At 52.7% G+C, this 12,254-nt stretch carries 12 protein-coding genes, 1 other RNA gene and 2 pseudogenes; 9 read left to right on the forward strand and 6 right to left on the reverse strand.

Features of this window, described 5'->3' with window-relative positions; all coding sequences use genetic code 11:
- Positions 1 to 61: 61 nt before the first annotated feature.
- Complete coding sequence (srmB, locus tag QCD69_RS15545) at positions 62 to 1,393, forward strand: ATP-dependent RNA helicase SrmB (protein ID WP_253459161.1); 1,332 nt, start codon at positions 62 to 64, stop codon at positions 1,391 to 1,393.
- Positions 1,394 to 1,624: 231 nt separating this feature from the next.
- Here the strand turns inward: srmB and grcA are convergent, their stop codons facing one another.
- Positions 1,625 to 2,008 (reverse strand): autonomous glycyl radical cofactor GrcA, encoded by a 384-nt coding sequence (gene grcA, locus QCD69_RS15550; protein ID WP_253459159.1) that lies wholly within the window; start codon positions 2,006 to 2,008, stop codon positions 1,625 to 1,627.
- Between the two features lie 272 nt (positions 2,009 to 2,280).
- On the opposite strand from grcA, the gene ung reads away from it, so the two are divergent.
- Positions 2,281 to 2,961 (forward strand): uracil-DNA glycosylase, encoded by a 681-nt coding sequence (gene ung, locus QCD69_RS15555; RefSeq protein WP_301252663.1) that lies wholly within the window; start codon positions 2,281 to 2,283, stop codon positions 2,959 to 2,961.
- 64 nt (positions 2,962 to 3,025) lie between these two features.
- Here ung and grpE read toward each other — a convergent pair whose 3' ends face one another.
- Positions 3,026 to 3,604, reverse strand: a complete 579-nt coding sequence (gene grpE, locus QCD69_RS15560) for a nucleotide exchange factor GrpE (RefSeq protein ID WP_125289463.1) — start codon at positions 3,602 to 3,604, stop codon at positions 3,026 to 3,028.
- A gap of 124 nt (positions 3,605 to 3,728) precedes the next feature.
- Between grpE and nadK the strand changes: the two genes are divergently transcribed.
- The 3 genes from nadK to bamE all read left to right on the forward strand — a co-directional run bounded on the left by nadK (position 3,729) and on the right by bamE (position 6,877).
- On the forward strand, positions 3,729 to 4,607 hold the full coding sequence (gene nadK, locus QCD69_RS15565; protein ID WP_301252664.1) for an NAD(+) kinase: 879 nt from the start codon (positions 3,729 to 3,731) through the stop codon (positions 4,605 to 4,607).
- A gap of 88 nt (positions 4,608 to 4,695) precedes the next feature.
- Complete coding sequence (gene recN, locus QCD69_RS15570; RefSeq protein WP_125289461.1) at positions 4,696 to 6,357, forward strand: DNA repair protein RecN; 1,662 nt, start codon at positions 4,696 to 4,698, stop codon at positions 6,355 to 6,357.
- A gap of 172 nt (positions 6,358 to 6,529) precedes the next feature.
- Positions 6,530 to 6,877: an outer membrane protein assembly factor BamE gene (gene bamE / locus QCD69_RS15575; protein ID WP_301252666.1), complete on the forward strand. Its 348-nt coding sequence runs from the start codon at positions 6,530 to 6,532 to the stop codon at positions 6,875 to 6,877.
- 91 nt (positions 6,878 to 6,968) lie between these two features.
- Here the strand turns inward: bamE and QCD69_RS15580 are convergent, their stop codons facing one another.
- Both QCD69_RS15580 and QCD69_RS15585 read right to left on the reverse strand, forming a co-directional pair.
- Entirely contained in the window at positions 6,969 to 7,256 is a 288-nt protein-coding gene (locus tag QCD69_RS15580; RefSeq protein WP_125289459.1) for an RnfH family protein, read from the reverse strand.
- Positions 7,249 to 7,683, reverse strand: a complete 435-nt coding sequence (locus QCD69_RS15585; RefSeq protein WP_125289458.1) for a type II toxin-antitoxin system RatA family toxin — start codon at positions 7,681 to 7,683, stop codon at positions 7,249 to 7,251. Before QCD69_RS15585 ends, QCD69_RS15580 begins: the two co-directional genes overlap by 8 nt.
- A gap of 158 nt (positions 7,684 to 7,841) precedes the next feature.
- On the opposite strand from QCD69_RS15585, the gene smpB reads away from it, so the two are divergent.
- The 4 genes and pseudogenes from smpB to QCD69_RS15605 all read left to right on the forward strand — a co-directional run bounded on the left by smpB (position 7,842) and on the right by QCD69_RS15605 (position 11,022).
- The gene (smpB, locus tag QCD69_RS15590; RefSeq protein WP_125289457.1) at positions 7,842 to 8,324 is read left to right on the forward strand and encodes an SsrA-binding protein SmpB; all 483 of its coding nucleotides are present in this window, start codon (positions 7,842 to 7,844) and stop codon (positions 8,322 to 8,324) included.
- Between the two features lie 49 nt (positions 8,325 to 8,373).
- Positions 8,374 to 8,737, forward strand: a transfer-messenger RNA (tmRNA) gene (gene ssrA / locus QCD69_RS15595).
- A 202-nt stretch (positions 8,738 to 8,939) separates the two neighbouring features.
- Positions 8,940 to 9,833 (forward strand): annotated as a pseudogene (locus tag QCD69_RS15600) (integrase domain-containing protein); the annotation flags it as partial.
- Positions 9,834 to 9,913: 80 nt separating this feature from the next.
- Positions 9,914 to 11,022 (forward strand): annotated as a pseudogene (locus QCD69_RS15605) (IS3 family transposase).
- Positions 11,023 to 11,166: 144 nt separating this feature from the next.
- On the opposite strand, the gene QCD69_RS15610 reads toward QCD69_RS15605, so the two are convergent.
- Together QCD69_RS15610 and QCD69_RS15615 are read right to left on the reverse strand one after the other, a co-directional pair.
- Positions 11,167 to 11,349 (reverse strand): hypothetical protein, encoded by a 183-nt coding sequence (locus QCD69_RS15610; RefSeq protein ID WP_301252668.1) that lies wholly within the window; start codon positions 11,347 to 11,349, stop codon positions 11,167 to 11,169.
- Positions 11,350 to 11,584: 235 nt separating this feature from the next.
- Entirely contained in the window at positions 11,585 to 12,238 is a 654-nt protein-coding gene (locus QCD69_RS15615; protein ID WP_301252669.1) for a hypothetical protein, read from the reverse strand.
- Positions 12,239 to 12,254: the final 16 nt, after the last annotated feature.

Consider the following 12,254-nt stretch of genomic DNA (forward strand, 5'->3'; position numbering starts at 1 on the left):
ACAAAGAGATGAAGATCGCGCGCAATCTGTCTATAATCAGCGCCCCAAACTGAGGTAGACCATGACTGTAACCACTTTTTCCGAACTCGAACTTGATGAAAGCCTGCTGGACGCCCTGCAGGAAAAGGGCTTCACGCGCCCCACGGCAATCCAGGCCGCTGCGATCCCGCCTGCACTGGAGGGTCGCGACGTTCTGGGTTCGGCACCAACAGGTACAGGCAAAACCGCGGCTTACCTGCTGCCTGCGCTCCAGCATCTGCTGGACTTCCCGCGCAAAAAATCCGGCCCGCCGCGTATTCTGATCCTGACACCGACTCGCGAACTGGCGATGCAGGTGGCCGATCAGGCTCGCGAGCTGGCGAAAAATACGCATCTGGATATCGCGACCATCACCGGCGGCGTGGCTTATATGAACCATGCGGAAGTGTTCAGCGAAAACCAGGATGTGGTAGTCGCTACCACCGGTCGTCTGCTGCAATACATCAAAGAAGAGAACTTTGACTGCCGCGCGGTAGAGACGCTGATCCTGGATGAAGCCGACCGTATGCTGGATATGGGCTTCGCGCAGGATATCGAAACTATCGCGGCGGAAACCCGCTGGCGTAAACAGACGCTGCTTTTCTCCGCCACGCTGGAAGGCGAAGCGATTAAAGATTTCTCCGAGCGCCTGCTTAACGAGCCGGTCGAGATTGAAGCCGATCCCGCCCGCCGCGAGCGCAAGAAGATCCTGCAATGGTATTACCGCGCCGATGACGTTAAGCATAAAACCGCCCTGCTGCTTCACCTGCTGAAACAGCCGGAAGTCACCCGTTCGGTGATCTTCGTGCGCAAGCGCGAGCGTGTGCATGAGCTGTGCGGCTGGCTGCGCGACGCCGGTATCAACTCCAGCTATCTGGAAGGTGAACTGGAGCAGTTCAAGCGTAACGAAGCGATTAAGCGTGTCGTCGATGGCCGTGTCAACGTGCTGGTGGCTACCGACGTCGCGGCGCGCGGCATCGATATTGACGATGTCAGTCACGTCTTTAACTTCGATCTGCCGCGCACGGCGGATACCTATCTGCACCGCATCGGTCGTACCGGCCGCGCGGGCAAAAAAGGCACCGCGATTTCACTGGTGGAAGCGCATGACTTTTTACTGCTGGGTAAAATCAGCCGCTACGTCAACGAGCCGCTGAAGGCCCGCACCATCGATGAGCTGCGTCCAACCACGCGCGCGCCAAGCGAAAAGCTGAACGGCAAGCCGTCGAAGAAAGTGTTGGCGAAGCGTAAAGAGCAGAAAGAGAAGAAAGATAGCGAAGAGAAGCCGCGCGTGAAGAAACGCCATCGCGATGCCAAAAACGTTGGCAAGCGTCGCAAGCCGAGCTCTGCGCCAAAAACCGACAGCGCTGAATAAATACGCTGCCCAACAAAAAACCGCCCTCGTCAGGGCGGTTTTTTTACATCTTTTATTTTATTTATTACTGTTTAACCTGATTTTCTGCCTGAAATACTGATTTCTGCCATGCAGCTGCGCGGCCCTTTCCTTGTTTTTAAATTACATCTTATATTTCAATAAACTAAGATAATATTTCCCTGATGTTATTTTCAGCGCCCGCCTTATTATCCTCAGGCAGCCGTCTTTCTCTTACAGGCTTGCAGTAAAGGTACGAGCAATCACATCGCGCTGCTGTTCAGGCGTTAACGCGTTGAAACGCACGGCGTAGCCTGACACGCGGATCGTCAGCTGCGGATATTTTTCCGGATGTTTGACGGCATCTTCCAGCGTTTCACGGCGCAGCACGTTAACGTTCAGGTGCTGACCACCCTCTACGCGTACCTGCGGCTGGATATCCAGCGGTACGTCGCGGTATTCAAACTGGCCGAAATCGCTTACCGGTACAATTTGATCTTCTTTATAGCTGTCCTTGGCGCAGATGCAGCGAGCCTCTTCTTTTTCATTATCGAGTAGCCAGAAAGAGTTAACTAGCGCTGGATTAGTTGCTTTGGTGATTTGGATTCCGGAAATCATTGTTGCCTCCCAGGCGGTTGGTGGCTGATGAAATATCAGCAGAGAAAATTGATCTGTATCCGACCTATATAACAGCCTGGAAACCAGGCAGCTTTGACCGAAATCAAAAAGTGAGCGTCCTTTACTGTGCACATATCGTCAACTTTATGATTTATCTCAACTTTACCGCACCGCTCTTTCCTGGTTTTTTTGTATTTTTAAACTTTATTTTAAGTTTGTGTCGGTAGCGATCCGCGCTAAGCTACACCCTGATTACCCTAAAGGAGGCGGACATGGTCAATACGCTGACCTGGCACGATGTGCTGGCAGAGGAAAAAGAGAAACCTTACTTCATCGAGACGTTATCGATGGTGGCTAAAGAACGTGCGGCCGGAAAAACCGTTTATCCGCCGCAAAAGGTCGTGTTCAATGCTTTTCGCCTGACGGAGCTGGGCGATGTCAAAGTGGTGATCCTCGGTCAGGATCCGTATCACGGCCCTAATCAGGCGCATGGCCTTGCCTTCTCGGTGCTGCCCGGCGTGGCCGTGCCGCCGTCGCTGGTGAATATGTATAAGGAACTGGTCACCGATATTCCGGGCTTCCAGCGTCCCAATCATGGTTTTCTGGAAAGCTGGGCGCGTCAGGGCGTGCTGCTGTTGAATACGGTCTTAACCGTGGAGGCGGGACAGGCGCATTCACATGCCCGTTTCGGCTGGGAAACCTTTACCGACCGCGTGATTGCCGTCATTAACGAGCATCGCGAGAACGTGGTGTTTTTGCTATGGGGATCGCACGCGCAGAAAAAAGGCAGCATTATCGATCGCCAGCGCCATCATGTTTTACAGGCGCCCCACCCTTCTCCGCTTTCGGCCCATCGCGGCTTCTTTGGCTGCGGACACTTTTCCAAAACCAATGAATGGCTGGAACAGCACGGTGAGCAGCCGATAGACTGGACGCCGGTTCTGCCAGACTAGCTTCTCTGGCTGCGGCTGCGGACACAAAAAAAGCACCCGAAGGTGCTTTTTTTCGTTATAGCTATCAGCCTTTGGCTTTCGCTACCGCAACCATTGCCGGGCGCAGCAGGCGACCGTTCAGCGTGTAGCCGCGCTGCATGACCATCAGCACGTGATTCGGCGCCACGTCTTCGGATTCAATCATCGACATCGCCTGATGGATTTCCGGGTTAAACGGCACGTTGACGTCGCCAACCACTTCCACGCCGAACTTACGCACGGCGCCAAGCAGGGATTTCAGCGTCAGATCGATACCCTCGATCATCGCGGTCAGCTCGCTGTTCTCTTTGTCGGCCAGTTCCAGCGCGCGCTCCAGGCTGTCGATAACCGGCAGCAGCTCGTTGGCGAATTTTTCCAGCGCAAATTTATGCGCTTTTTCCACATCCAGTTCGGTGCGGCGACGAATATTTTCGATTTCGGCCTGAGCACGCAGCTGCGCTTCACGAACGCCACCCTGCGCCTGTGCCAGCTGGGCTTCCAGCTCGGCAATGCGCTCATCACGCGGATCCACGCCTTCTGCTGTCTCCGCGTCCTGGGTTGCCTGTTCCATCTCGATATCGTCTGAGACTTGCTCGTTTGGTGTGTTCTGTTCTTTACTACTCATGAATTTCTCCGCGTTTGTGCACATTCATCTCGCTGGTTCGCTTATTATGGGGATCAGAATTGCGGTTTCAAGGGAACCCGTTACATTGTCTGAGGTAGTTTACCTCATGAGGAACGCCAGCATCATGAACAACCATTTTAACTGCATCGGTATTGTGGGCCATCCGCGCCATCCTACCGCGCTGACCACTCACGAAATGCTCTGTCGCTGGCTTACGGCGAAGGGCTATCAGGTGATCATCGAAGAGCAGATAGCCCGCGAGCTGAATCTGGCCGACGTCGAAACCGGCTCGCTGTCAGAAATCGGGCAAAAGGCCGATCTGGCGGTGGTGGTAGGCGGCGATGGCAATATGCTGGGCGCGGCGCGGGTGCTGGCTCGCTACGATATCAAGGTCATTGGCATCAACCGCGGCAATCTGGGTTTCCTGACCGACCTCGATCCGGATAACGCGCAGCAGCAGCTGGCCGACGTGCTGGAAGGCAAGTACATTACGGAAAGCCGCTTTTTGCTGGAGGCGCGGGTTTGCCGCCAGGGCCGCGAGCCGCGCGTCGGTACGGCAATTAACGAAGTGGTGCTGCACCCCGGCAAGGTCGCGCATATGATTGAGTTTGAAGTGTATATCGATGAGACCTTCGCCTTTTCGCAGCGTTCCGACGGCCTGATTATCTCTACGCCGACCGGGTCGACCGCCTATTCGCTTTCCGCTGGCGGCCCCATCCTGACGCCCTCGCTGGATGCGATTACTATTGTGCCTATGTTCCCGCATACGCTTTCGGCCAGGCCGCTGGTAATCAACAGCAACAGTACGATTCGGCTGCGCTTTTCCCATATGCGCAGCGACCTGGAAGTCAGCTGCGACAGTCAGATCGCGCTGCCTATCCAGGAAGGCGAAGACGTACTGATCCGCCGTAATGACGATCACCTGAATCTTATTCATCCGCAAAATTACAACTATTTCAATACGTTAAGCTCAAAACTTGGCTGGTCGAAAAAATTGTTTTAAAATCCGTTGCCAGCTACTTTACTGGTTATAGAACCAGTATATACTGTATGAAAAACCATATCTGTGTTTTCATACAGGAACGCTTTCTATGCTGGCACAACTGACCATCAGTAATTTTGCGATTGTTCGTGAACTTGAAATCGATTTTCAGCGTGGCATGACCGCAATCACCGGCGAAACCGGCGCGGGTAAATCTATTGCTATCGATGCGCTCGGCCTCTGCCTGGGCGGTCGCGCTGAAGCCGATATGGTGCGTCAGGGCGCAAATCGCGCCGACCTCTGTGCCCGCTTCTCCCTGAAAGATACTCCTTCTGCCCTCGCCTGGCTGGTGGAGAACCAGCTGGACGAAGGCAGCGAATGCCTGCTGCGCCGCGTAATCAGCAGCGACGGCCGCTCTCGCGGCTTTATCAACGGCACCTCCGTTCCGCTTTCCCAGCTGCGCGATCTGGGCCAGCTGCTGATTCAGATCCACGGTCAACACGCCCATCAGCTGCTGCTGAAGCCAGAACATCAGAAAACGCTGCTGGATGGCTACGCGGGCGAGAACGGCCTGATGCAGGAAGTGGCGCAGAGCTATCGCCAGTGGAACCAGAGCTGTCGCGTGCTGGCGCAGCATCAGCAGCTGTCGCAGGAGCGTGAAGCCCGTCGCGAGCTGTTGCAGTATCAGCTCAAAGAGCTGAACGAGTTTGCGCCGGTCGCAGGCGAATATGAAGCCATCGACGAAGAGTACAAGCGCCTGGCGAACAGCGGTCAGCTGCTGTCCACCAGCCAGCAGGCATTAATGCTGCTGGCCGACGGTGAACATACTACGTTGCAGAACCAGCTTTATACCGCGCAGCAGCTGTTGAGCGAACTGGTGGCGATGGATGATAAACTCAACGGCGTTTGCGTCATGCTGGACGAGGCGGCCATTCAGATCAGCGAGGCCAGTGACGAACTGCGTCATTACTGCGAACGTTTAGATCTCGACCCTAACCGTCTTTACGAGCTGGAGCAGCGTCTGTCGCGCTATATCTCGCTGTCGCGCAAGCATCGCATCTCTGCGGACGAGCTGGCCGGCTATCATCAGCAGCTGCTGGAAGAGCAGGCCCAGCTCGATCAGCAGGAAAGCAATCAGGAAGAGCTGGCGCTGGCCGTGGCAAAGCATCACAAAACCGCCGTGGAATGCGCCGAACGTCTGCATGAGCGCCGTATGCACTATGCGCAGGAGCTGAGCCAGCTGATTGGCGAAAGTATGCACGCGCTGTCAATGCCGCACGGCCGCCTGGCTATTGAAGTCCAGTTCAACCCGGACCATCTGACCGCAGAAGGCGCAGATCGTATCGAGTTCCGCGTGACCACGAACCCAGGGCAGCCGCTGCAGCCGCTGTCTAAAGTCGCCTCCGGCGGCGAGCTGTCGCGTATCGCGCTGGCGATTCAGGTGATTACCGCGCGTAAGATGGATACTCCAGCCTTGATTTTCGATGAGGTGGATGTGGGTATCAGCGGCCCAACCGCTGCGGTCGTCGGTAAAATGCTGCGCCAGCTGGGCGAATCCACCCAGGTCATGTGCGTAACCCACCTTCCGCAGGTGGCGGGCTGTGGTAATCACCATTTCTTTGTCAGCAAGGAAACGGACGGCGAGATGACCGAAACGCATATGCAGCCGCTGGACAAGCGCGCGCGTCTGCAGGAGCTGGCGCGTCTGCTGGGCGGCAGCGAGGTAACGCGCAACACCTTAGCTAACGCAAAAGAGCTTTTGGCGGCCTGAAACGGCACTTTTTTGGCATCCGGCGGTCATAACCTTGCTTCGTAGAGGTTTCCAACTGCGGAAAGGTTTATTATCATCGGCTTCTGACGCTGTGATCGAAGCGATAAACCGATACAGAATATAAAATAGCCTGATGCCCAAGGTGTTGGCCCGAAAAGGAATAAAGATACTTATGCGCTGTAAAACGCTGACTGCTGCGGCGGTGGTTCTGCTGATGACGACCGCCGGATGTTCCACTCTGGAGCGAGTGGTTTACCGGCCGGACATCAACCAGGGCAACTACCTGGTTGCGAATGACGTCTCTAAAATCCATACCGGCATGACCCAACAGCAGGTGGCTTACACCCTGGGCACGCCGATGATGCACGATCCTTTCGGCAGCAACGTCTGGTATTACGTTTTCCGTCAGGAGCCGGGCCATCAACCTGTGACCCAGCAGTCGCTGACGCTGACCTTTGACAGCAACGGCGTATTGACCAATATCGATAACAAGCCTCAGCTGTCGTCCAATAAGCACTAAGGCAGAGGCTGACCAACCTGTCGGCCCGACTGCGGTCGTGTAGATTGGGAAGGCGACGGGAAGAAAAACAGATAAGGCGCTGAAGAGCGCCTTATTTTTTTGCGGCTCGCTCTGCGCGCTGGCGGCGCAGCTCTTTGGGATCGGCCAGCAGCGGACGATAGATTTCAATCCTGTCGCCGCTGTGCACTTCATCGCTCAGCTTAACCGGACGGCTGAAAATGCCCACTTTGTTGCTGGCAAGATCGATATCGTTGCGCAGCTCCAGCAGTCCGGAAGCTTTAATCGCCTGTTCGACAGTGGCGCCCTCTTCCACGTTAACCGTATAAAGATACTGTTTTTCAGGAAGCGCATAGACCACTTCTACCGCGATATCAGGCACTGTAAACCTCTTTTGCGCGCTTGGTGAAAGCCTGCACCATGCTGCTGGCCAGCTCTTTAAAGATGCGGCCAAACGCCATCTCGACCAGCATGTTGGTGAATTCAAACTCCAGATTCAGTTCAACTTTACAGGCATCTTCGCTCAGTTCGGTAAACTGCCAGCCGCCGGTCAATTTGCGAAAAGGCCCGTCAACCAGCTGCATCTGGATGCTCTTGTTGTTGTTCAGCGTGTTGCGCGTGACGAAGGTTTTGCTGATCCCGGCTTTGGAAACATCTACCGACGCCGTCATCTGCTGCTCACTGGAATCCAGCACGCGACTGCCGGTACACCCTGGTAGAAACTCCGGATAGGCATCCACATCGTTTACCAACCGGAACATTTGCTCAGCACTGTAGGGCACCAGCGCAGAACGACTAATCTGGGACATAACGTTTCCTGTTAATCTTAAACTTTACAATAATAACATCGACGGCCTGTAAACAAAAATTCTCAGCCGCCAGCGTTCTGCTAAAATAGCGCTTTTCCCCGCGCTTGTTGTTACAGGGGATGCCATCATTCACCGCTTCATGTACACTAAGTTGCACTATGACAAAGAAAAAAGCACATAAACCCGGTTCTGCCACCATTGCCATGAACAAGCGGGCGCGCCACGAATACTTCATTGAGGAAGAGTTCGAAGCGGGTCTGTCGCTCCAGGGATGGGAGGTCAAATCTCTCCGTGCAGGTAAGGCCAACATCAGCGAAAGCTACATTATGCTGCGCGATGGTGAGGCGTTCCTGTTCGGCGCAACTTTTCAGGCGCTGACCGGCGCATCCTCTCACGTGGTTTGCGATCCTACGCGCACCCGTAAACTTCTGTTGAAGGAGCGAGAGCTGGATACGCTGTTTGGCAAAGCTAATCGCGACGGTTACACCATCGTGCCGCTGTCGCTGTACTGGAAAAACGCCTGGGCCAAGCTGAAAATCGGCGTGGCGAGAGGTAAGAAAGAGCACGACAAGCGTGACGACATCAAAGAGCGTGAGTGGAAGACAGACAAAGCACGTATAATGAAGCACGCAAATCGCTAAGGTACTGGCATTGCGTGAGGTTTTTCTGTTATACTGCTAAACAGTACTTGGGGCTGATTCTGGATTCGACGGGATTTGCGAAGCCCTAGGAGCATGCCGAGGGGCGGTTTGCCTCGTTAAAAGCCGCAAAAAAATAGTCGCAAACGACGAAAACTACGCCCTAGCAGCTTAATAACCTGCTAAGAGCCCTCTCTCCCTAGCCTCCGCTCTTAGGACGGGGATCAAGAGAGGTCAAACCCAAAAGAGATCGCGTGGATGCCCTGCCTGGGGTTGAAGCGTTAAATCCAATCAGGCTAGTTTGTTAGTAGCGTGTCCGTTCGCAGCTAACCGGCGAATGTAAAGACTGGACTAAGCATGTAGTGCCGACGGTGTAGTAATTTCGGACGCGGGTTCAACTCCCGCCAGCTCCACCAAATTCTTGGTCGATGGCTACCAGAACCATTCGATGAAGTCCTGAAAGCCCGCAAAGCGAAAGCTTTGCGGGCTTTTTTGTGTCCTGGATTTGTCGCGCGAAGTCCGAAGAGAACTAATTAAATCCGAACCTTTTAGGCCCATTGATAGGTCCAACGAAAAGCTCTATTGTTTTCGTTGGGCCTGAACGCATGAAGACTCCCCATGGCAAGAAAAACCAAGCCGTTAACCGATACGGAAATCAAAGCCGCCAAACCTAAAGATGCCGATTATCAGCTGTATGACGGCGACGGGCTTACTCTGCTAATCAAGTCCAGCGGTAGTAAGCTCTGGCAGTTCCGTTACTATCGGCCTCTGACCAAGCAGCGAACCAAACAAAGCTTCGGAGCCTATCCTGCCGTTTCGCTTTCTGATGCGCGTAAACTCAGAGCTGAATCTCGAGTTTTATTGGCAAAAGACATTGATCTTCAAGAACATCAGAAGAAACAGGTGAGGAATTCTCAAGAGGCCAAAACTAACACTTTCCTGTTAGTTGCCGAACGTTGGTGGAATGTGAAGAAAGCCAGCGTAATAGAAGACTATGCCGACGATATCTGGCGCTCACTTGAGAGAGATGTTTTCCCAGCAATCGGTGATATCAGTGTCACTGAAATTAAAGCTCATACTCTCGTTAAAGCAGTTCAGCCGGTTCAGACCAGAGGAGCATTAGAGATTGTTCGCCGTCTGTGTCAGCGTATTAACGAAATCATGATTTATGCGCAGAACACGGGCCTGATTGATGCAGTTCCCAGCGTAAACATCGGGAAAGCATCCGAGAATCCGCAAAAGAAAAATATGCCAAGTATCCGCCCGGATCAACTCCCACAGCTAATGCAGACTATGCGTACGGCTAGTATCAGCTTGTCTACAAGATGCCTGTTCATGTAGCAACTTCTCACCATCACCCGCCCTGCTGAGGCTCGATGGGATGAGATCGATTTTGATGCTAACGAATGGGAAATTCTTGCAGCTCGAATGAAGATGAACCGGGAGCATACGATTCCATTGTCTGATGGAGCTCTCGCTATTCTGGAAATGATGAAATCACTCAGCGGTGGCTGACCCTGACCCGAAATCCTGCTCCATTCAGAAACTGAATTCCGGCATGATAATGACTCCCCTGAACGGAGGATGTGCCAATGAAAAAGTCACGATTCACCGAAGAGCAGATTGTTTTTGCCCTGAAGCAGGCTGAACTGGGTACGTCAGTGCCGGACGTCTGTCGCAAGCTGGGCATTTCGGATGCCACTTTCTATACGTGGCGTAAAAAATACGGCGGCATTTCTCCTTCGGAGCTGAAGCATATGCGGCAACTGGAAGAGGAAAATCTGCGGCTGAAGAGGCTGGTTGCCGATCTTAGCCTCGACAAGGCGATGCTGCAGGACGTGCTGGCAAAAAAGAGCTGACGCTGGCACGCCTGCGCGAATGGGGCAGGGATTTGCAAGCCCGCTACGGTGCCAGTGAGAGACAGGTCTGTTTTGCGCTGCGGGTCAGCCGCAGCTCGTTTCGATATCGTTCTGTGGCCGCCGACGACAGCGCACTGCGTCTGCGTATTCGTGAGATCACTGAAACGCGAATTCACTACGGATATCGCCGGGTACACGTGATGCTCAGGCGGGAAGGCTGGCGCGATAACCACAAACGGATCTACCGGCTTTACAGCGAACAGGGGCTGTCACTGCGTCTCAAACGTCCACGGCGCAATAAATCCGCGCAGCGCCGGCAGCCGCAACCTCAGGGGCTGTATCCGAATCACGTCTGGGGCATGGATTTTGTCTCGGATGCGCTGTTTGACGGGCGACGATTGCGCCTGCTGACGGTTATCGACCTTTACACCCGCGAATGCCTGGGGATCTGCGTGGGGCAGAATCTGCGTTCAACAGAAGTGGCAGAAATGCTGAACAGCATAGCGCTCAGGCGTCCTTTGCCGCAGTTGCTGAAAACCGATAATGGTTCTGAATTTGCAGGAAAAATGCTGGACAGGTGAGTGTATGAAAGAGGGATAAGGATCGACTTCTCACGCCCTGGGACACCTACGGACAACGCTACGGTCGAGTCTTTCAACGGCAGGTTACGGCAGGAATGCCTGAACGAGAACTGGTTTATGTCTCTGGAGGATGCACGGTGCAAAATCGAGGCCTGGCGCATACACTATAACCAGAGTCGTCCCCATTCTGCGCTGGGCTGGATGACCCCGTCAGAATTTGCTGAGAAGTCTGCCGGTTGCCAGAATACACAACCAACATGAAGCCGGTTATTCCTGATTATGACTGGATCATATTCGGGGTCAGGGTCATCTCATTATGAACAACTCAAACCAAACTTCGAGGCTAAGATATATGTGTGATGACAAGCCTTTACTTCAATGCAAAGGCTCGTATTGATGATTTGCCTACTGTTTATTATTTGTTGTTTTAGTGGCTGAGGGAGCACTACCTGATGATTGACTGGGAACTGGCTGCATTTTCGGCATCGTGGCACCATGTTTCTCAATGTTAGAGTTTGATACTTTAACCATCATAGGTGATATGGCACCATCTCCAATGCGAACTGCTTTGTAATTATTCGAACTCATTACTAGGCTCCTTATTTATTCACGGCTATTGGACGAAGTTGTGGAAGGTGGCTGAGCAGTCCCTCCTGTTGTTTGTTGCGAAGCTGGGGCGGTAGGGATCGCCTGCATCTGAGGAACATTTGCACCATTTCCTACAAATACACGCTGCATGGCGGGAATAGGGGCTCCTTCCATCATGGCTGAAACTGATTGCACTATCTTAGACTTATCGCTCAAGTTAGCTCCTGACGTTAATTTAGTTTTTGGCAGAATCAGTAGATGTTGTAGGTGAAGGAGTACCGTTTACGGTTACATCTTTCTGATTTCTTTGTGTTACTGGTTGCATGAGGGGGACCGTAGCACCTTTATCAACAGGTACTCTTTGCATCATTGGTGGTGGCAACCCATCGTTATTAATTTGCTGCGTTTTATTAACCATATCGCTTTTGCTAACCTCCGTTCTTCTATCAAAGTTGATCACACCAAATGTAATGACCGAGATTATAGCTAAAACAAAAAAACCACCTGAAAATCTATTCACCCAATCCAAAGCCTGTGATTCGAGGCTTACCTTTCCAAAAACACTTTCATCTTCTTCGATGTAATATTTATGAGCTATTTCTAACTGAGCCTTCAGTGCTGCATTACTAATCAAGAAACTGAATATTGTCGATAATATTGCACATCCAAATAATACCCATGCAGAGTAAAGCAACCAAATATGTGCCGTTTGATTATGAGGGGCTATATCTTTAAAGACAGTTAATGAGATGGCAAGGCCAGCAGATGATAACGTCAGGATGTTCTTATCATAATTGTCAGTATTAGAAAGCTCACGCTTATCAACTTCAGCTTTGTAAGTTGCGAAAATTGATGTTGCCTGAGCTCGCTCCTCTTCAGTCCTTGCCACTTATCGATTCCTTTAG

The organism is Erwinia sp. PsM31 (genome assembly GCF_030433775.1).
Lineage (GTDB): Bacteria > Pseudomonadota > Gammaproteobacteria > Enterobacterales > Enterobacteriaceae > Erwinia > Erwinia aeris.

Excerpts from the sequence above, each read along its gene's own strand:
- srmB (WP_253459161.1), top strand. The coding sequence starts at position 62 with ATGACTGTAACCACTTTTTCCGAACTCGAACTTGATGAAAGCCTGCTG.
- grcA (WP_253459159.1), bottom strand. The coding sequence starts at position 2,008 with ATGATTTCCGGAATCCAAATCACCAAAGCAACTAATCCAGCGCTAGTT.
- ung (WP_301252663.1), top strand. The coding sequence starts at position 2,281 with ATGGTCAATACGCTGACCTGGCACGATGTGCTGGCAGAGGAAAAAGAG.
- grpE (WP_125289463.1), bottom strand. The coding sequence starts at position 3,604 with ATGAGTAGTAAAGAACAGAACACACCAAACGAGCAAGTCTCAGACGAT.
- nadK (WP_301252664.1), top strand. The coding sequence starts at position 3,729 with ATGAACAACCATTTTAACTGCATCGGTATTGTGGGCCATCCGCGCCAT.
- recN (WP_125289461.1), top strand. The coding sequence starts at position 4,696 with ATGCTGGCACAACTGACCATCAGTAATTTTGCGATTGTTCGTGAACTT.
- bamE (WP_301252666.1), top strand. The coding sequence starts at position 6,530 with ATGCGCTGTAAAACGCTGACTGCTGCGGCGGTGGTTCTGCTGATGACG.
- QCD69_RS15585 (WP_125289458.1), bottom strand. The coding sequence starts at position 7,683 with ATGTCCCAGATTAGTCGTTCTGCGCTGGTGCCCTACAGTGCTGAGCAA.
- smpB (WP_125289457.1), top strand. The coding sequence starts at position 7,842 with ATGACAAAGAAAAAAGCACATAAACCCGGTTCTGCCACCATTGCCATG.
- QCD69_RS15610 (WP_301252668.1), bottom strand. The coding sequence starts at position 11,349 with ATGAGTTCGAATAATTACAAAGCAGTTCGCATTGGAGATGGTGCCATA.